Annotated in this window: 18 protein-coding genes, 1 tRNA gene and 2 rRNA genes (1 of these 21 only partly in view); 9 read left to right on the top strand and 12 right to left on the bottom strand. The window is 41.8% G+C overall.

Features of this window, described 5'->3' with window-relative positions; all coding sequences use genetic code 11:
• The first annotated feature begins 12 nt into the window (after positions 1 to 12).
• The 4 genes from PL9631_RS07380 to PL9631_RS07365 all read left to right on the top strand — a co-directional run bounded on the left by PL9631_RS07380 (position 13) and on the right by PL9631_RS07365 (position 3375).
• Positions 13 to 1194 carry a DUF58 domain-containing protein gene (locus PL9631_RS07380; RefSeq protein WP_083618552.1) on the top strand — a complete coding sequence of 394 codons (1182 nt, stop codon included), beginning with the start codon at positions 13 to 15 and terminating at the stop codon, positions 1192 to 1194.
• Positions 1195 to 1322: 128 nt separating this feature from the next.
• Positions 1323 to 1685 (top strand): ferredoxin-thioredoxin reductase catalytic domain-containing protein, encoded by a 363-nt coding sequence (locus PL9631_RS07375; protein ID WP_083618550.1) that lies wholly within the window; start codon positions 1323 to 1325, stop codon positions 1683 to 1685.
• A 102-nt stretch (positions 1686 to 1787) separates the two neighbouring features.
• A complete protein-coding gene (locus PL9631_RS07370) occupies positions 1788 to 2198 on the top strand; it encodes a DUF309 domain-containing protein (protein WP_083618548.1) in 411 nt (136 codons plus the stop codon).
• A 103-nt stretch (positions 2199 to 2301) separates the two neighbouring features.
• Positions 2302 to 3375, top strand: coding sequence for a D-alanine--D-alanine ligase family protein (locus PL9631_RS07365; RefSeq protein WP_083618546.1), 1074 nt, complete (start codon positions 2302 to 2304; stop codon positions 3373 to 3375).
• A 77-nt stretch (positions 3376 to 3452) separates the two neighbouring features.
• Here the strand turns inward: PL9631_RS07365 and hpsU are convergent, their stop codons facing one another.
• From hpsU to PL9631_RS07340, 5 genes are all read right to left on the bottom strand, one after another.
• Complete coding sequence (gene hpsU, locus PL9631_RS07360; protein ID WP_083618544.1) at positions 3453 to 4019, bottom strand: hormogonium polysaccharide biosynthesis acetyltransferase HpsU; 567 nt, start codon at positions 4017 to 4019, stop codon at positions 3453 to 3455.
• A 3-nt stretch (positions 4020 to 4022) separates the two neighbouring features.
• Positions 4023 to 4949: a glycosyltransferase family 2 protein gene (locus tag PL9631_RS07355; protein ID WP_083618542.1), complete on the bottom strand. Its 927-nt coding sequence runs from the start codon at positions 4947 to 4949 to the stop codon at positions 4023 to 4025.
• 63 nt (positions 4950 to 5012) lie between these two features.
• A complete protein-coding gene (locus PL9631_RS07350; RefSeq protein WP_083618540.1) occupies positions 5013 to 5945 on the bottom strand; it encodes a glycosyltransferase in 933 nt (310 codons plus the stop codon).
• Between the two features lie 112 nt (positions 5946 to 6057).
• Positions 6058 to 6666 (bottom strand): DUF3611 family protein, encoded by a 609-nt coding sequence (locus tag PL9631_RS07345; RefSeq protein ID WP_083618538.1) that lies wholly within the window; start codon positions 6664 to 6666, stop codon positions 6058 to 6060.
• Positions 6667 to 6861: 195 nt separating this feature from the next.
• Positions 6862 to 7917: an AI-2E family transporter gene (locus PL9631_RS07340; RefSeq protein WP_083618536.1), complete on the bottom strand. Its 1056-nt coding sequence runs from the start codon at positions 7915 to 7917 to the stop codon at positions 6862 to 6864.
• Between the two features lie 18 nt (positions 7918 to 7935).
• Here PL9631_RS07340 and PL9631_RS07335 point away from each other — a divergent pair, with 18 nt between their 5' ends.
• Positions 7936 to 8871, top strand: a complete 936-nt coding sequence (locus tag PL9631_RS07335; RefSeq protein WP_083618534.1) for a WD40 repeat domain-containing protein — start codon at positions 7936 to 7938, stop codon at positions 8869 to 8871.
• Positions 8872 to 8962: 91 nt separating this feature from the next.
• Here the strand turns inward: PL9631_RS07335 and PL9631_RS07330 are convergent, their stop codons facing one another.
• Positions 8963 to 9364, bottom strand: coding sequence for a hypothetical protein (locus PL9631_RS07330; RefSeq protein ID WP_231516669.1), 402 nt, complete (start codon positions 9362 to 9364; stop codon positions 8963 to 8965).
• A gap of 265 nt (positions 9365 to 9629) precedes the next feature.
• Positions 9630 to 11285, bottom strand: a complete 1656-nt coding sequence (locus PL9631_RS07325) for a CTP synthase (protein WP_083618530.1) — start codon at positions 11283 to 11285, stop codon at positions 9630 to 9632.
• 282 nt (positions 11286 to 11567) lie between these two features.
• On the opposite strand from PL9631_RS07325, the gene psbP reads away from it, so the two are divergent.
• Together psbP and PL9631_RS07315 are read left to right on the top strand one after the other, a co-directional pair.
• A complete protein-coding gene (gene psbP / locus PL9631_RS07320; protein ID WP_083618528.1) occupies positions 11568 to 12113 on the top strand; it encodes a photosystem II reaction center PsbP in 546 nt (181 codons plus the stop codon).
• Between the two features lie 9 nt (positions 12114 to 12122).
• A complete protein-coding gene (locus PL9631_RS07315) occupies positions 12123 to 12746 on the top strand; it encodes a Maf family protein (protein ID WP_083618526.1) in 624 nt (207 codons plus the stop codon).
• Between the two features lie 19 nt (positions 12747 to 12765).
• Here the strand turns inward: PL9631_RS07315 and PL9631_RS07310 are convergent, their stop codons facing one another.
• The 5 genes from PL9631_RS07310 to PL9631_RS07290 all read right to left on the bottom strand — a co-directional run bounded on the left by PL9631_RS07310 (position 12766) and on the right by PL9631_RS07290 (position 17084).
• Positions 12766 to 13746 carry a homogentisate phytyltransferase gene (locus PL9631_RS07310; RefSeq protein WP_083618524.1) on the bottom strand — a complete coding sequence of 327 codons (981 nt, stop codon included), beginning with the start codon at positions 13744 to 13746 and terminating at the stop codon, positions 12766 to 12768.
• Positions 13747 to 13831: 85 nt separating this feature from the next.
• Positions 13832 to 15196 carry a bifunctional UDP-N-acetylglucosamine diphosphorylase/glucosamine-1-phosphate N-acetyltransferase GlmU gene (gene glmU / locus PL9631_RS07305; RefSeq protein ID WP_083618522.1) on the bottom strand — a complete coding sequence of 455 codons (1365 nt, stop codon included), beginning with the start codon at positions 15194 to 15196 and terminating at the stop codon, positions 13832 to 13834.
• 60 nt (positions 15197 to 15256) lie between these two features.
• Complete coding sequence (locus PL9631_RS07300; protein ID WP_083618520.1) at positions 15257 to 16135, bottom strand: tRNA (5-methylaminomethyl-2-thiouridine)(34)-methyltransferase MnmD; 879 nt, start codon at positions 16133 to 16135, stop codon at positions 15257 to 15259.
• Between the two features lie 186 nt (positions 16136 to 16321).
• Positions 16322 to 16394 (bottom strand) — tRNA-His (locus PL9631_RS07295).
• Between the two features lie 96 nt (positions 16395 to 16490).
• Positions 16491 to 17084 carry a hypothetical protein gene (locus tag PL9631_RS07290; protein WP_083618518.1) on the bottom strand — a complete coding sequence of 198 codons (594 nt, stop codon included), beginning with the start codon at positions 17082 to 17084 and terminating at the stop codon, positions 16491 to 16493.
• A gap of 650 nt (positions 17085 to 17734) precedes the next feature.
• On the opposite strand from PL9631_RS07290, the gene PL9631_RS07285 reads away from it, so the two are divergent.
• Positions 17735 to 19225: ribosomal RNA gene (locus PL9631_RS07285) — 16S ribosomal RNA — on the top strand.
• Positions 19226 to 19560: 335 nt separating this feature from the next.
• Positions 19561 to 19871, top strand: a 23S ribosomal RNA gene (locus tag PL9631_RS07280) (it continues 2576 nt past the right edge of the window).
• The 16S and 23S rRNA genes sit together here, the layout of an rRNA operon.

Below are 19871 nucleotides of genomic sequence, written 5' to 3'. Positions count from 1 at the left end.
TTACTTTTTACCATGAAAAAAAATCGGTTTAAATTGCAACGTTGGTTAGAATTTCATGCCGTAGCTCCTGCTTATAGTGGAGGATTACTGATTGGATTATCTATATTTTTCTTTGGCTCGGCTACTAATACAATGGCGGGATGGTTATATGTAATTAGTGGAATTAGTTTTGCTTTATTAGCGATCGCCGCAATTTTACCTCAACGTTCCCTATTATCCATAAAAATTAAACGAGAAATAATTCCCCCTGTGAGTGTGGGAGATGATTTAACCGTAGAATTAACGATTGAAAATTCTACTCATCAAGCTAAAACTCTGATTCAAGTTCAAGATTTATTACCCCCAAGTTTAGGAGAATCTGCCACAGTTATTGAATTTTTACCCCCCCATCAATCTCGTCAATGGGTGACTTATATTCCCACCGAAAAACGCGGAATTTATCATTGGATGGGAGTACAATTAAGAACCGCCACACCCCTAGGATTATTTTGGTGTAGTCGGAAACGAGAAGCACCCGCCACGGCTATTGTTTACCCGTTAGTTTTACCCTTAACTACCTGTCCTATAATTGATGAAATGGGGCAGGATTATAACCCGAATGTTTATGAAAATCGCCAGTTTCAAATGGCAACAGAAGGCATTACCCGGACTTTAAGACCCTATCGTTATGGTGATGCTACCCGTTTAATTCATTGGCGTTCGAGTGCCCGTTATGGAGAATTACGGGTCAGGGAATTAGAAACCTCCAATGGAGGTCAAGAAGTTATTATTGGTTTAGATAGTAGTTTTTTCTGGCAACCCGATGATTTTGAACAGGCCGTAATTGCCGCAGCTTCTTTATATTTTTATGCGTCCCACAGTCAATTAAATGTGCAGTTATGGACAGCAAAAACCGGATTAGTTTCGGGAAATCGAGTTGTTCTTTATACCTTGGCAGATGTTAACTTAGGGGAAGATAGAGTTGTGGAAAATCTCCCTAATTTTCCGATAATTTGGTTGACTCAGAATCCTGAATCTTTAAAACAATTATTCGCCGGAAGTCGGTGGTTGCTCTGGCCAAATTCTGCTGACCTATTATCTAGGGAAAAAATTGATCCTCAAAGCCAAAAATTATCTAATTTAGGGTTAGATATTATTCCCAATCAACCCCTAAAATCTCAACTTCAGTCTTCCTTGAGAAAATCAAATTTTTAGCCAATTTATCAAGATTGACTTATTCTGTCACCTGGTCTTTTATCTATCCTTTCTGCGGTTTCTTTTCAAATTGACACCCATTGCGGTACAATTAAAATGATATTGTTATACAAATTACACGCCGATCCATGACCCCAGAAACTAACGATAAATTATCCACTCAAAAGAGCCTAATTGCAATGAAGCAGTTCTCCGAGCAGTACGCCAGACGCACGGGAACTTACTTCTGCGCCGAACCTTCAGTAACTGCTGTTGTGATTGAAGGTTTAGCTAAACATAAAGACGATTTAGGAGCGCCCCTTTGTCCCTGTCGTCATTATGAAGATAAGGAAGCTGAAGTTAAAAATGCCTTCTGGAATTGTCCCTGTGTTCCCATGCGAGAACGCAAAGAATGTCATTGTATGTTATTCCTAACCACCGATAATGATTTTGCTGGAGATCAACAAGAAATTTCCCTAGAAGAAATTGAACAAGTTCGCTCTACTCTGTAATAATAATTAGGGTTTGGTGTCGGTTTTAGGTGTTTTTTTTAGAAAAAAATAGAGTGAGTAGATTCTTACTTATCTCTGGGTTTGGTTTGGGAGTTTAAATCTATGGAAGCGGAAATTCCCCGGGAATTTTGGCAAGGAGTTGAGGAATTTAATCAACAACAATTCTATGATTGTCACGACACTTTAGAGGCTTTGTGGATGGAAGCACCCCAACCGGAGAAAAAATTCTATCAAGGAGTTTTACAAATTGCCGTCGGGTTGTATCATTTAAGCCAAAAAAATTGGAAAGGGGCTGTTATTTTAATGGGGGAAGGACTGGGAAAGCTAGACTATTATTATCCTGATTATAGTGGGATTAATGTAGAACAATTGATGGATGAAACTAGCCAACTTTTAAAAGCATTACAAATAGCCGGGGCTGAAAAAGTAGAGGAGTTTTTACCATTAATGCAGCCTCAAGGAGTTGTCCAGGGTTTAAAATTACCGAAAATTCAAAAAATAGGTGATGGGTAATACTTCGACTGCGCTCAGTAATAAGGTAATGGGTTGATAAATCGACTATTGACTCTGACACAGATAACTGATAATTGATAACTGATCACTGATTCCAATAGCTATGACTAAATTACGGGTGGGATTATTATTTGGTGGCTGTTCTGGGGAACATGAAGTTTCGATTAGTTCGGCGAGGGCGATCGCAAAAGCCTTAACCAACGATGAAAATACAAGTCGATACGAACTGTTACCCGTATATATTCAAAAAAATGGGGTTTGGAAAGATAGCGCCATTGCCCAACAGGTTTTAGAGTCAGGAAAACCCCTATTAACTAGCGATGAAGCTCAACCTGGCGATCGCATTCCTCAAAATATTAATTTATCAGAAATTGACGTTTGGTTTCCTATTTTACACGGGCCCAATGGAGAGGATGGAACGATTCAAGGACTATTAACTTTGATGCAGGTTCCGTTTGTGGGTTCTGGGGTTTTGGGTTCTGCCATTGGTATGGATAAAATTGCGATGAAAATGGCATTTTCTCAAGCGGATTTACCCCAAGTTAAATATAAACTGGTGATGCGATCGCAAATTTATTCAAACCCCTGTATTTTCCCTAAATTATGTGACGAATTAGAAGTGGAATTAGGGTATCCGTGTTTTGTCAAACCCGCTAATTTAGGGTCATCCGTTGGAATTTCCAAAGTCAGAAATCGCCAAGAATTAGAAACAGCCCTAGATAACGCAGCCAGTTATGATCGACGGATTATTGTAGAAGCGGGAGTTATGGCTAGGGAAGTAGAATGTGCCGTATTAGGAACAGATAGACCCAAGGCTTCCGTAGTGGGGGAAATTACCTTTAATAGTGATTTCTACGATTATGAAACTAAATATACTGAAGGCAAAGCCGATCTATTTATCCCGGCAAAAATTAGTGATGAAATTGCTAATAGAATCAAAGAAATGGCGGTTCAAGCATTTTTAGCTGTTGATGCAGCCGGGTTAGGACGGGTTGACTTTTTCTATGTCGAAAAAACCGGAGAAATTTTAATTAATGAAATTAATACTCTCCCTGGTTTTACAGCTACAAGTATGTATCCTCAACTTTGGGAGGCAACGGGGGTTTCTTTCCCAGAATTGGTGCATCAACTCATCCAATTTGCCCTAGAAAGATATTCAGAAATTAAACGGGATTAAAACTAGGGGGAAACGGAATTATTAATTCTTAGTCCCCAATTCGTAATTCGTAATTCGTAATTCGTAATTCCCTTAGATTAGTGCATCGGTCTGGGATAACAGGGACGACAAGGGGAACCGATACAAACTTGGCCAGGGGGCATACTTTTAAATACACTACTACGCGCGCCAATAACTGAATTTGCGCCAATTTTAACCCCTGGCCCAACAAAACAATCCATAGCCACCCAAACCCCATTTTCAATCCCAATTGGGGCTGTTTGCAGTTGAAACCCAGGGTCTTTAACATCGTGACCTCCGGTGCATAAATAGCTTTTTTGGGAAATCACGCAATGTTCTCCCACGGTAATTTCATCTAAGCTATAAAAAACCACATCATCCCCAATCCAACTGTAATCCCCGATGGTTACTTTCCAAGGATAGGTAAATCTGGCGGTGGGACGCAGCACAACCCCTTGACCAACTTTAGCGCCAAATAATCGTAGGATTTGACAGCGTATGCCGTTAAACGGATGTAAGCTGAGGGGAAATGCGATCGCTTGCACTAACCACCATAACAACACAAACCAACCCGGTTTTCCCCGATCAAAATTAGATTGATCGTATTGGCGTAAATCCACAAAAGTTGTTTTTTCTTCCAACATAAATTAATGGGGGATCGGGGGTTTAACGGGTTTTGGGGTGACATTTAATTGGCCGCCAAATGTACGCAATTCAAATAATTTCACCCCGATTTGATATTCATATTGGCTTAAAAGACGGCCGTAAATATATCCGGCTTTACCATCTAAGAATCCCAAGCGGATGATATAAAATATAATAAATCTTAGTAAGGGTTTAAAGGGTAATCTCACCCAAATTTTCTTTAAAAATCGTTTGCGTTGAACTGAATCCCCAAATAGATCAGCACCAATAGTTTTGCTATCATCTGTCCCCATCAATGTATTATAATAAACCCGAGCTTCCCAATTAGAATAACGGTTATGACGTTCAATCCAGTGGAATAAATCTCTAAAATCTTCATGGAGCATATCATTTTTGAGATATCCCACTTGACCCGAAGACATAACAACGTGTTCATGAACTTCGTTATCTCCCGTATTGGGAACATCTTCGGTGTTTAAGTTTTCATAACGGCCTAATTTGTGTTTGAACAAACGCAAATTCCAGTCGGGATATTTACCCCCATGACGCACCCAAGTGCCTAAAAAGAAGACTCGACGGTTAATATAATATCCTGTATATTCTGGGTTTTTGATTACTTCGGCAATTTCATCCCAAGACTCAGGCGTAATCCGTTCATCACAATCTACAATTAACACCCATTCATTTTTAAAAGGTAAGGTTTCTAATGACCAATTTTTCTTTTTCGGCCATCCCCCTTTAAAATAAAATTGAACCACTTTAGCCCCATAATCTTCGGCGATTTCCACACTGCGATCGCTACTTTGGGAATCAACAACAAAAATCTCATCAGCCCGGGCTACACTCGCTAAACAGGCGGGTAAATTTGATTGTTCATTTCTGGCTGGAATCAACACAGAAACGGGAAGTTTGGAGGGGTTAGAATTCATAATTAGCTATCTCGTTATCAATAAAAAAAATAGATCCAAGCTGCCCCGATTTGGAATGGGGAATTAGGCTTGATGGGAAGTTGATGGAGACTTGAGCATCCCTGAAATAGCAGCCCCCATATAACCAATCTGACCGTAAGCATACACAAAATTTTCAAAACGTTGAGCCGGATCACCGAAAAACTTCAGAGATTTATAGAGACCCCGCAATAGATTCTCGCTTCCCCGTCGGATTTGAGCCGGGCCCGCCCGACCTTCAAGCTGTTCTCGATTATATTCGCTAATCCCTTGCCACCAGCCTCGACGCAAATACCACCCCGCTTTAGTCCGTTCAACCGATACATGATGACCGACAATGGCCTCGGGGAGATAGGCGACTTGCCATCCTTGTCTCAGGACTAATTCTGTCATATAGAGTTCGCCATTGGACAGTAAATTTTTACCCACCCGATCCAAATTCAGTTTAAATCCTCCGACTTCCTCTAAAACACTCCGGCGGATGGAGTAATTTAGACCCCTGGGGGTTTGGCCAGCATTTTTAATGAATACGATTTCATCCCCTAAATCATAAGCCCCCAAAGCATCAATTAAAGTGGGGGATAACCAATTGGGTTGAGTAAATCCCTCCGGCCAAATTAAGGTCACTTTTCCCCCTGCTACGCCCAGTTTTGGGTTGGTCTGATAGGCGGAGTTTAAACAACTTAACCATTGAGGCGGAGCGAGGGCATCATCATCAAAATAAGCAATAATTGAGCCAGTGGTTTCCTGGGCTCCTCGGTTGCGGGCGACATTTAAGCCCAAGGTTCCTTCGTAGACATAGCTTAGACGGGGATGGGGCATTCGACTCTCGACAACTTCACGGGTGCGGTCGGTCGAGGCGTTATCAATAACGACGACATCAAAATCGTCAAATTCTTGATTGAGGATGCTATCCAGGGCTGAACCCAAATAACTATCCCGATTATGAGTACAGATAACAACGGAAATATCTGGCATAGTTTCAAGCTTTTAGAATTGATCACAGGGATATTAATATCGCTAATTCCGCAGGTTCGGTAACTGCCACAAATGCCTAATTTAAAGCCACCCTATCTTAATTCTACTTCCTTTAGGAATTAGACTGATGGGAACTGACACGAGTTAATAACCACAAACTCACGACAATTCCGATTACTTCCGCAGCCATGGCACTTAGCATAGCCTGAATCGCAATTAAATTAAACGGAGTCACAATAGAACCGGGATTCAAAACCGTTGTCCCCGGGGTGGGAGTCAGAATTTTAGAACCTCCTGGGGGTAAGGTCAGCATCCGATATAATAAAGTTCCTACAATTAAGAAACCTACTAAAATTACACAGGTCATGCCGATAAGATTAATCACAATTCCAATCCATAGGGCCTGAACAACTTCTGTTTTTAGAGGTCGTTCGTTAGGATCTGCTAATTTACTGCCAATTTGAGTATATCGGAAACACCAATAAATTGTAAAAATTAAAGTAAATAAACAGCCGTATCCTAAAATAATCACCAAGGGAGAATTTTGTGGATTAGAAGGGGAAGCCGGTCTTAAAAACAGAACGAAAATTAAAAGCAATATGGGAATGATTGCCAAGATGGACTGCATCCAAAACCCCATATAACCCAAACGACGAAAATCTAGGGCAATTTCCTGAACATTAGGAGAATTTGAGTCATAATTTGTATCGGGATAAACCATTTTTTTCCTTGGGTAATTATCAAAAATATAATGGGTAATGGGTAATAGGTAATGGGTAATGGGTAATGGGTAATGGGTAATGGGTAATGGGTAATGGGTAATGGGTAATGGGTAATGGGTAATAGCAAGAGTTTACCTCCCCTGCTCCCCCTGCCTCCCCTGCTTCCCCTACCTCCCCTACCTCCCCTACCTCCCCTACTCCCCCTGCTCCCCCTGTTCCCCTAACTCCCATTGATCTAATAAATCATTGACTAAAAGCTCCTGAATCCAAGTTTTACTAACTACGGTTAAGGGTAAAGCTAAAATTAAGCCTAACACGCCGAAAAAGGTGGCAAAAAAGATTTGGGCAGTTAAGGTAATCGCGGGTAACAGATCAACCTGTTTTTGCATAATTAGGGGACTTAACCAATAGCTTTCTAAGTTCTGGATAATAACGTATAAGATAATGACTGCCAAGGCTTTCCAGGGTGTATCTAATAGGGCAACAGCAACGGGAAAAATTACGCTGGCGGTTGGCCCAATATTAGGAACAAAATTAAAGATTCCCGCTAATAGGGCATGGGCAAATACAAAGGGAATTCCCAAAATCAATAGACCAATGGCGCTTAAAAACGCCACAAAAGTCGAAGTAATTACAATACCTCCCATCCATTGTAATAGAACTGTTTCACATTCAGACAGAATAAAATCTGTCCGATGACGATAAAATGAGGGAAATAGACGAACAAATCCCCGGCGATAAGCCAAAGGATCTGCTAATAACATTAAGGTAAATATTAATACCAATAGAAACTGTAAAAAATTACCAATCGAGTTAGAAAAGAATGCAAAGAAATTTCCTAATAGCTTTTGAGCCAGAGGCCCAACTTGTTCCACCATTTGGGTAAAATTCGGCAGTTTAATATCCAGATTTGGAAGCCAAATCGGAGGATTCTTAATTACATTGTTTAGCCAAATCAGAAATTTATCGTACCCGATGGGAACCAGTTTAATCAGTTCTTGAAACTGACCCCAAAACGGAGGTAAAACTACACTAATTAACACCGCACCCATAACCCCAATTAAAGTTAGGGACAAGACAACAGCCCACCCTCGCTGGAGTCCAAACCGTTGTATCCGACGCACTAAACTGTTAATTGCAATTGAGAAAACAACCGAGGTAAACACCAGTAGTAAGATCTGCCTAAACTGCCATAGAATAATTAGAGCAATAATTAAACAAAGAAACCCGATCCAGTCTGCTAGTTTCAAGAGATTAACTCCTTCAATATGCTACAGCCTCAACTTTTAAATTGGGAATGTTGTGATACCCTTACTATCCATTCCGATGCAGTACGAGTGGTTGCGATTAGTTCTGATGGCCAACTTCTTGCCAGCCGTAGTGATGACACCACCTTACAACTCTACAACTTGAAAACCCCCTGCAAGCCTATAATTCTAGCTGATAATTTAGACCGGGAATATCCGGGCTATGGGTTAACATTCAGTCCAAATTCTCCCATACTAGCGATTGAATCTGACAAAAATGTTCATCTTTGGAATATAATCACTCGCCAAAATCAGGTATTGGACTTAGGATTATCGGTTCCGATTTGTTCTTTAGCCTTTAGTCCCAATGGCCAACTTCTAGCAACGGGAAGTTTTGATGGCATGATTGGGTTTTGGGATCTAACCTCTAATCAACCTCTATCCCCTTTAAAAGCCCATTCCTTTCCGATTTGGTCATTAGCTTTTAGTCCCGATAATTTGTTCCTGGCTAGTGGTTGTGGAGATGGGACGGTGGGATTATGGAGTTTAGATCACCGATATTCCGATGCTCTTTTAGTGGGCCATTCCTTCCCCGTTTGGTCAGTGGCTTTTAGTCCCGATGGTTTGACTTTGGCGACTGGGAGTGAGGACAAAACCATTAAACTCTGGTGGCTGGAAATTGGTCAGGAGTTAGCCACTTTTATTGGTCATTCGGCTGCTGTCGAATCCCTAGTTTTTTCTCCAAACGGTAAAATTTTAGTGAGTGCCAGTCGGGATCAAACCTTAAATCTATGGCAAATTAGCTCAGATTTGCAGGTAGGAAACCGATTAGACCCGGTTCAAAGTCTTACAGGTCATACGGGTGCTATTGGAACAGTGGTCTATAGTCCTGTTGAGAATTTGATTATCAGTGGAAGTACGGATGGCACGATTAAACTTTGGCGACAAAGGGGTTGAGGGGTTGACCGGAGCAGGGGAGCAGGGGAGGTAAACTCTTTCTATTACCCATTCGTAATTCGTAATTCGTAATTCGTAATTCGTAATTCCCTTACGGCAAGGAATGTCCGGTTTTGTTATGAATAAAATCTAAAATTTTAGAATAGGCTTCAGCATTGGTTTGAGGGTTGATAATAATGGGTTCTTTCCCATCGGGAAGCCAGAAGGTAATTCGTTGACTCGAATCAATGACAAAGGTATTCAGACGATTCAAGTCAATAATATATTCATGACGTTCATAAATAATTTTAACCCAATAGTTTGTTGGGCAATGGGTCGTAATTCTTTGAATATATCCCAAAATATCCTCATAGGTTTTGGGATTAGTTTGACAATTAATGATCATTTGTTTGCCATTAGCTGGCAACCAAAAGGCAATCCGTTGGTTAAATCCAGAAGCAAACGCACTCACGCTGTCGAGATCAACGAGATAGGTTTCTCGCTCATAATTCATTTTGATCCAGTACGCCACAGAACCTCCTCAGACCTGTGAATCCTTCCGGGGACTCAACTCGCTTGTAAATCGGATCAACAGACCAGAGGACAATGATCGCTTACCCATTCTGTATCATTATATAATAATGATTGAGCAGATAGGATCAAAATCTCCCCTGAAATTAGAAATTTATGCCCTGCTCTTTCTTTCTGACTGAATTAACAATTTTAGGATAATTCAGCCTAAGAATTAAACAGGGAATTGGAATGCAACCCGGTCGGGTCTAATTCTCCATGGGTAGGGTGCTGTTGAGTCCTAATAAATGGGTTGCTGCGGCTACAAATCCTTGAAATAGCGGGTGAGGACTATTGGGTCGGGATTGAAATTCGGGGTGAAATTGGGTAGCCACGAAAAAGGGATGGTTTGATAATTCAATGATTTCTACTAAACGGCCATCGGGAGAGGTTCCACTAATTAGATATCCAGATTCTAAGAATAATGTCCGGTAGGCATTATTAAATTCATAACGATGACGATGGCGTTCATAAATAACTTCCTGTTGATAGAGTTTAAAGGCTAAAGTATCTGGCTGTAAACGGCAGGGATATAACCCTAAACGCATGGTTCCTCCCAAGTCTACTACATCCTGTTGTTCCGGTAATAAATGAATCACAGGATTAGGGGTTTGGGGATCAAATTCCGCACTATGCGCCCGCTCTAATTTAGCAAGATGACGAGCCCATTCAATTACAGAACATTGCATCCCTAAACATAAACCCAGGAAGGGGATTTTGTGTTCTCGGGCATATTGAATCGCCATAATTTTACCATCGGTTCCTCGCTGTCCAAATCCGCCGGGAACCAGAATTCCTTGCACATTTTTGAGATAATTTTCCGGATTATTGCCCTCAATATCTTCGGAGTTAATCCACTCTAAATGTAATTCTGCTCCTTCCTGGACGGCTGCATGACGCAGGGATTCTACCACGGATAAATAGGCGTCTGTTAACTGAATATATTTCCCTACAATCGCAATTTTGATTTGAGGATGGGGGAGGGGACATTTTGTATTTGAATCCCGATGATAAAGCCGATCAACTAATGTTTGCCATGCGGTTAAATTCGGTGGTCGTTGTTCTAATTGTAACAGTTTTAAACTCTGTTCGGCGAGTCCTTCTTTCTCCAAAAGTAATGGAACTTCATAAATACTATCTGCATCGGGGGAAGTAATTACACAATCAGCTTCTACATCACAAAAACCCGCAATTTTTTCTTTAATTCCGATGGGGATTTGGCGATCACAACGACAAACTAAAATATCCGGTTGAATCCCAATAGATCGTAATTCTTTAACTGAATGTTGGGTAGGTTTGGTTTTCATTTCCCCGGCCACCCCAATCCAAGGAATTAATGTAACGTGTAAATAAATAACATTTTTCCGACCCACATCCTTCCTAAATTGACGAATTGCTTCTAAAAAAGGTAGGGATTCAATATCGCCAACGGTTCCTCCTACTTCCGTAATTACCACATCAGGATTCGTATTTTTTGCTACTCGATGAATCCGTTCTTTACATTCGTTGGTAATATGAGGAATGACTTGAACCGTACCTCCTTGATAGTCTCCCCGACGTTCTTTATTAATCACCGCTTGATAAATTGCCCCGGCTGTGACACTATTAAGGCGAGACATGGAGGTATCGGTGAAGCGTTCATAATGTCCCAAGTCCAAGTCCGTCTCCGCCCCATCTTCGGTCACAAAGACTTCGCCATGTTGAAATGGACTCATAGTTCCCGGGTCAACATTAATATAGGGATCGAGTTTAAGAATGGATACGGAATAGTTCCGCGACTTGAGCAGACGTCCTAAACTAGCGGCAACAATTCCTTTGCCAATACTCGATACCACCCCACCGGTGATAAAAACAAACTTAGTCATAAAAAATTACCTGAGCGTCTCCAATGCTCTATCAATTGTGCCATAAAACCTGACAAAAATTCGAGATAAACTCATATTTATTACCAAAAGTAGTAAGCCCTTCAGGGCTTCTTAATTCTTGATCTATAAACCCATAATTAATCATAAATTATCCGATAATTCTAACTCCAAATTAATAAAAATTGCAACCAAAAGCCCGAATAATGAGAAAATAGGAAAATTGGGATCACCCTGATCACAACAAAATGCACTCATTCACGATTTTATGAGGAAAAAGATCAAATGTTCAAACGAATTTTAGTAATGGCTTTAGTCTGTTGTAGCCTTAGCTTAACAGGTTGTATATCGGTGGGCATGGGATTAAATAGCTTTGTGGATACCGCCGATGGCTATGAATTTATCTATCCCAATGGATGGACACAGGTGAGTGTCTCCAATGGCCCCGATACGGTACTACACGATATGATTGAACAAAGTGAAAATGTCAGTGTGGTGATTAATCCGGTTTCTAATCCGAGTCAAACCCTCGCAGAAATTGGCACTCCCACTGAGGTAGGATATACATTAAGTAAAAAAGCGATCGCTCCAGAAGGTTCAGGGCGTACCGCAGAACTGATTAGTGCAGAATCTTTTGAGAAAGGATCAAACCTTTATTATTGGTTAGAATACGCGGTACAACTTCCAAACGAACAAAAACGTCATGATTTTGCTAGTGTTACTATTAGTCGCGGAAACCTATTTACATTAAATGTTTCTACTACTGAAAAACGCTGGCAAAAAGCTCAAACACTCTTAAAACAAGTGGTGCAATCTTTTAAAGTTTATTAATTTAGTTTCATGAATCAGCCTAATCGAATCACATTTATTTTAGCTTCTGCTTCCCCGGCGCGTAAACGGTTATTAGAAACCATTGGGATTCAGCCGATTATTCTCAAAAGTGATTTTGATGAATCTCAAATCGAAGATTCTAACCCGGTAGAATTAGTCAAAAAACTTGCCCAATGTAAAGCAGAAGTGATCAGCAAAAGATTAATGAATCAACCTACAAATCAGGGGGAAATTCTATTGGTTTTGGGGTGTGATTCGGTTTTGGCTGTTGAGGGTGAAATTTATGGCAAACCTGCTAATATTGAGGAAGCGATCGCCCGTTGGCAAACCATGCGGGGTCAAGTTGGGCAACTCTATACGGGTCATGCTTTAATTAATATTTCTACCGATCAAATATTAGTCTATTCTCAAACTACTAATGTCTATTTTTCTGATGTTTCTGATAGCGAAATTAAAGCTTATGTTGCTACGGGAGAACCTTTAAACTGTGCCGGATGTTTTGCAATTGAAGGTAAGGGCGGTTTATTTATTGAAAAGTTAGAAGGATGTCATACCAATGTCATAGGATTAAGTTTACCTTTATTAAGAAAAATGATCCAAGAATTAGGATATAACATTACTAACTTTTGGTAGGAATGCGCCCACCCTACGGTTAAGTTAAGAGGCAGGAGAGAGGAAAGATTAAATATTCTAGGAAAAACAGTTTCCAAATAAATTGATAAAATCCGGTGATGGATTGTTTATTGCTTAAATCAACCTGGAAACTTCCCCACCATAATACGGTTAATAAGACTAAATGACTGAATCCTAAAAATACGGGATTGACTGAAGATCTTAATAGAAAACTTCCCAGAATCATACTGAAATAACAAACTGTTAATATTGATCGAGATAAATTAAATACGGTTACGGTTCCTAATTTGATGGTTAAGGTGTTAATCTGGAATTGGCGATCGCCTTCTAAATCAGGAATATCTTTAAAAATTGCGATCGCTACGGTAAACACTAAAACAAATAAAGTTAACGCCCAAACCGCAGGGGTAATTATCGGAATTGATGATATTGATTTTCCCGATAAAATCCAACTCAGGTGTAAATATAATCCTAAATTAACAATAATTCCTCTAACAGTAAAAATACAAAAAGCTGCCCAAAAGGGAAACCGTTTTAGCCGAATAGGTGGTAAGGAGTAAGCTGTCCCTAACAGGAGACTAATTGTTACCATTCCTAATAAATAATAGCCTTGAAACGCTGCAATAGTTAATGCTAAAATTCCGGCTATTCCGACAATAATTTGAGCTTTAAACGGGGAATATTCCCTCGCTGCTAAGGGTAAATCAGGTTTATTAATCCGATCAATTTCAATATCTTCCAGTTGATTTAATCCGACAATATAAATATTTCCACCAATACAAGCTAACCAACTCCAAAATAAAGCTAGTAAACTGAAATTAAACCCAGAAAATTGTCTAAACTCACCAATAGCAATTAAATACATCCCCAACACACTTAAACTTGTACCAATAATTGTATGGGGACGGGAAAACTTCCAAAAAGAGTATAACCCCGGAAATCTTTTTTCAATCAAATTAGGAGAAGAAATCACCATAGATACAGAAGAAGTTTTAGTCATATTTTCAGGATGATTTAATCCAAAATCACAGCTTCTAAATGTTATCCTATTCTTTGGTAATTTCTCACTCTTAAGTCAATTAATATTATTCCGGTGATTGTAAGCGCCAACCGGGTTTAATTACTTGACGTTCCCGGGCAATAACTAAACTATCATCGGGGACATCATCCGTAATAGTAGAACCCGCCGCCACGGTAACATCATTTCCCAGGGTTAGAGGCGCAACTAAAACACTATTTGATCCGGTTTTAGTCCGATCTCCAATTGTTGTCCGATGCTTTTTAACCCCATCATAATTAGCCGTAATTGTTCCTGCTCCAATATTGACATTGTTGCCTAATTGTGCATCTCCCAAATAGGATAAATGAGCCATATTAGTCCTATTTCCGACTTGAGTATTTTTCAATTCTACAAAATTCCCAACCCGACATTGTTCACCAACTTTTGTATGACCCCTTAAATGAGCGTATGGCCCAATACGGGTTTTATCAGCAACAACACTATCAGAAACTACGGAAAACTGCACCGTGGCATTTTTTCCAATCTGACTATTTTCAATCAGACATCCGGGGCCAATTCGACTTCCGGTTTGAATGATTGTGTTTCCCCGTAGGTGGGTTTGGGGTTCAATAATTACATCGGGTTCCAACTTGACCGTATCATCAATCGTGACACTATCGGGGTCAATAATAGTGACTCCGGCCGCCATCCAATTAGTTTTAACCCAATCTTGTAAAACCTTATAGGAATTAGCCAGATCTTTACGACTATTAATCCCTAAAATTTCTCGATAATCATCTACATCCACTGCCATCACTTTATCCAGATGATGCACCGTATCAGTGAGATAATATTCCTGTTGATCATTATCGGCTTTTAGGTCGGGTAAAATTTTCGCTAACTGCGGCCAATTAAAACAATAAACCCCGGCATTAATTCGATGATTTTGCCTTTGAGCATCGGTACAATCTCGATGTTCAACAATTTGATTCACTAAATTTTGACTATCACAAAATACCCGACCATATCCCGTAGGATTAGGGAAATGGGCTGCTAATAAAGTCGCGCCGTTTCCATTTTCTTGGTGGATTTTAATTAACTGTTCTAAGGTGTCAGGACGTAATAAGGGAACATCCCCATTTAAAACCAGTACATCCCCAGTAAAGTCCTTTAAATGGGGTAGTAATTGTTGAATGGCATGACCTGTCCCTAATTGTTCGGTTTGTTCAACAAATTCTAAAGTTGGCTGTTCCTGGGTTTGTTGCAGACTGTCGCGAACTAAATCAGCCCCATAGCCCACAATCACTAATCTACGGGAGGGTTGCAACCGGACACAACTCTCTAAAACCCTTTCAACTAAAGTGCGTCCCCCCAATTCATGCAGAACCTTGGGAAGATCAGATTTCATGCGAGTTCCGCGTCCCGCCGCTAAAATTGCTACCGCTACCATTTACTGTCTGGGTGTCAATTGTAAGTAACAGACACGATAATCGCATCCTCAACCATCTTTTCACAATATGGACTCACTGCGCCATCGTTTCTTCCAATGGGACGTGGGCTCGAGGGTGCAGGTGTCTTGTTCAGCTTGACGACGCAGAATAATCATCTCCGCCGTATCGGATAAATTGGGATCTCGATAGGGGACGGCGGCCCGGGTTTGTAGATGTTCTAGTTCTTTGGGAGATAGGGGGGGTAAACTGCTGGGGTCGAAACTGGCTAGGGTTCCGGGTGTGCGCCGGCCCACGGGAGGGGTAGAAGCAATATGTAGTCCCGCTTGAATTAAGGCACTTCTGGCCGTTGCCGAACAGGAATAGGTGGCCAGATGTCCCTGGGGTTTGAGACATTGGGCCACTCGGGTTAAAAATTCTACTGTCCACAGTTGGGGACAATGGGCTGGAGAAAAGGGGTCAAGAAAAATTCCATCGGCTTTAAATCCCGAATTATAAACGGTTGAAATAGTATTTCTAGCATCATCAATTATTAAATTAGCGTTGAATAACTCTGTTTTCAGACGATGATTTTCGGCAAGTTCTTTTAATATTTCTTGAATATAATTAGGATAGGCACTCAGGAGATTATATTCTAAGGTTACTTGGGGAATACGTTGATCAAATTCTAAACCAATCCATTCAATTTTACAATGGGGGTTCACTTCCCAAATAGCGGTTAACGCTGCTGCTGTGTTATAACCTAAACCATAACAAATATCTAGTAAAAATAGGGGAGAGGTTGCGGCTTTTTTTCTTAATTGTAAAGGTTCGACAAATTTGCATTCTGCTTCCTGTTTCGCGCCGAAATGACTATGAAATAATTCTCCAAATTCCGAGGAGAAAAAAGTAAACGAACCATCGGCAGTTAATTGAGGGGTTAATTCTTCATTGTGTATCATTTTTCCTCTTTTTGACCAACCGACCAAAGCTACAATTATAGGAATGTTCTTCCCCACAACCCTTGATAGACGATTTAGTTATTTTAATTATATAGCTGGGAACACAGCAACAGGCACTAGAAGCAAGAGCTACGAGGTTTAACGGCTCATGCTTTTCCCTAACGGCTTTGAATACTCTTATATCAGGGCGAACGATGGGACTTGAACCCACGAGTGGAGGAATCACAATCCTCTGCCTTAACCACTTGGCTACGCTCGCCGTACATTTTTTAATGTAGCACAGGATCAGAAAAATGACTAGGGGGTTGAGCAAAAAAATTAAAATTTGCCGATCCCCAGCTATCCCAAAGCCTAATCAAGATATTTCCTGATCAGACAAAACCTCTAATAAGGCATAACGAGCAACCCCGAAACAAGTTCTAGCCTGTTCAATTTCGGATAACTCAGACCAACTGGTCGCTTCCATGATAGCTGGATTCGATTTTCCGGCGTCCATTTCTGCCCCTCGCATCGCATACGCAAAAGGACGGGCCAAAACCTGCAAATCTTCTTCTGACCATTGGGGTAATAGTTCTTGAACACAGTGGACTAATTGATCAGCCAGGGACAAACTTTGTAAAGACACTTGTTCCGTCATACGGGTAGCCACTCTTACCAAACGATTTAACAACTCATCAGGAATTTGTGGTGAAAAGCGTTGTAATAAAGATGTTTGCAAACGGGTGGATGACCAAACCTGATTGATTTGACCCATAAACCGTTCAGATCTATCCGCCAGTTCCTCCTCCGTAAACACCATCCCAAAAGCATCCTTAGCATCTTGCTCTAAAAAATAGGCTTCAGCCTCAACTGTATAAGGATTCCACGGGTACAACAGATCCTTGGGGAATAGACAATCGAGCAAATCCCATTCCGCTTGAATTTCTGAGTTGTCAGCATCGTTAATCATAATAGGAGCCTTTAGAGAAATTTAGGATATATCGGATTTTAGACCACTAACCAACCGCGCCCAATCATTTTCAGAGCCTCTATCCTATATATAGTTGGTTCACATCGATCAGCGAGGTTAACACAGGTTAGGCTCTAAGAACACCACAATCGATACTCAGAGCAAATTATCCGACTGTTATCAGTTCAACAATGACGACCTCTGGGTCTAAGCCTTCGCCTTAAACGACGTTTCCCTCAGCAATTGACGCTAAATTGATCCTTGCTTCCCGTACCTACACTAACACCTATAAAAATTCCGTAAGCCATCAAACACCAGTAAAAATGCTCAATCAGGAATTTGTCTTGGACTAATATCCAGGCAGAGAAACTGGAAAGGGGATGAAAAGGTGAATTTGAAGAGGCGAAAACTTTTTTTCCCAAAAGGGTTGACAACCTTGGGAAAGACTGATAGATTTATAAAAGTGTCGAAAAACAAAAGACACACCGAACCTGGACAACTAAAGAGTTTGAAAGCCAAGTTAAAACATTCTTTATCTCGTTATTAAAGAATTGATTCTTAATCAGGGAGTTTAACACAAACTTTCTGAGAAAGCAAGAAATTCTAAAACTTTGAGAAACAAGTTTTAGAGCCAAAACAACAGATTCTTCAAAATGGAGAGTTTGATCCTGGCTCAGGATGAACGCTGGCGGTCTGCTTAACACATGCAAGTCGAACGGAATCCTTCGGGATTTAGTGGCGGACGGGTGAGTAACACGTAAGAACCTGCCTCTAGGACGGGGACAACAGTTGGAAACGACTGCTAAACCCGGATGAGCCGAAAGGTAAAAGATTTATCGCCTAGAGAGGGGCTTGCGTCTGATTAGCTAGTTGGTAAGGTAAAGGCTTACCAAGGCGACGATCAGTAGCTGGTCTGAGAGGATGATCAGCCACACTGGGACTGAGACACGGCCCAGACTCCTACGGGAGGCAGCAGTGGGGAATTTTCCGCAATGGGCGAAAGCCTGACGGAGCAAGACCGCGTGGGGGAGGAAGGTTCTTGGATTGTCAACCCCTTTTCTCAGGGAAGAACAAAATGACGGTACCTGAGGAAAAAGCATCGGCTAACTCCGTGCCAGCAGCCGCGGTAATACGGGGGATGCAAGCGTTATCCGGAATGATTGGGCGTAAAGAGTCCGTAGGTAGTCATTCAAGTCTGCTGTTAAAGAGCGAGGCTTAACTTCGTAAAGGCAGTGGAAACTGGAAGACTAGAGTGTAGTAGGGGCAGAGGGAATTCCTGGTGTAGCGGTGAAATGCGTAGAGATCAGGAAGAACACCGGTGGCGAAGGCGCTCTGCTGGGCTATAACTGACACTGAGGGACGAAAGCTAGGGGAGCGAATGGGATTAGATACCCCAGTAGTCCTAGCGGTAAACGATGGAAACTAGGTGTGGCCTGTATCGACCCGGGCCGTGCCGAAGCTAACGCGTTAAGTTTCCCGCCTGGGGAGTACGCACGCAAGTGTGAAACTCAAAGGAATTGACGGGGGCCCGCACAAGCGGTGGAGTATGTGGTTTAATTCGATGCAACGCGAAGAACCTTACCAGGACTTGACATCTCTGGAATCCTGCTGAAAGGTGGGAGTGCCGTAAGGAACCAGAAGACAGGTGCTGCATGGCTGTCGTCAGCTCGTGTCGTGAGATGTTGGGTTAAGTCCCGCAACGAGCGCAACCCTCGTCGTTAGTTGCCATCATTAAGTTGGGAACTCTAGCGAGACTGCCGGTGACAAACCGGAGGAAGGTGAGGATGACGTCAAGTCAGCATGGCCCTTACGTCCTGGGCGACACACGTACTACAATGCGAGGGACAGAGAGCAGCCAACCCGCGAGGGAGAGCGAACCTCTTAAACCCTGGCACAGTTCAGATTGCAGGCTGCAACTCGCCTGCATGAAGGAGGAATCGCTAGTAATCGCAGGTCAGCATACTGCGGTGAATCCGTTCCCGGGCCTTGTACACACCGCCCGTCACACCATGGAAGTGAGCCACGCCCGAAGTCATTACTCTAACCCGCAAGGGGGGAGGGTGCCGAAGGCGGGGTTGATGACTGGGGTGAAGTCGTAACAAGGTAGCCGTACCGGAAGGTGTGGCTGGATCACCTCCTTTTAGGGAGACCTACTTTTGAGTCGAGTGCCCAATCCAAAAATACAGCACCCTCAAAAGTCATCCCAGGTCGTTACGAGAAGAATGAAAAACACAACAACAGCTTTCAAACTCCGAAGTCCGGTTCAAAACCTAGGACAATTCAGCACCTAGCTTCTGTAAATAAAAAAGAAGCCAGAATGCTGGACTAGCAAGTCCAGACAGAACCTTGAAAATTGCAGAGAAACAAAAACTGGCAGTAGTTCGTAGTTAGAACTCCCAGCCGAAGGAAAGGAAACTAACCCTAGGTGGAGAGAACTAACCAAACAAGAACAGAAATTCTCGAAAAAAGAGAAAGTGGTCAAGATAGAAAGGGCTGACGGTGGAAACCTTGGCACACAGAGGCGAAGAAGGACGTGGCGACCGACGATAAACTCCGGGGAGCTGGAAGCGAGCGACGAGCCGGAGGTGTCCGAATGGGGCAACCCAAAAACAGCCCACTGAATCAAATAGGTGGGCATGAGCGAACCGGGCGAACTGAAACATCTTAGTAGCCCGAGGAAAAGAAAGCAAAAGCGATTTCCCGAGTAGTGGTGAGCGAAAGGGAAACAGCCTAAACCAGTCGGTTTACCGATTGGGGTAGTGGGACAGCGACACTGGACTTAGAGAG

The sequence above is a fragment of the Planktothrix paucivesiculata PCC 9631 genome (assembly GCF_900009265.2).
Classification (GTDB): domain Bacteria; phylum Cyanobacteriota; class Cyanobacteriia; order Cyanobacteriales; family Microcoleaceae; genus Planktothrix; species Planktothrix paucivesiculata.
Note: the sequence above shows the minus strand (reverse complement) of the source record. Positions and strands in the feature narration are given on the sequence as shown.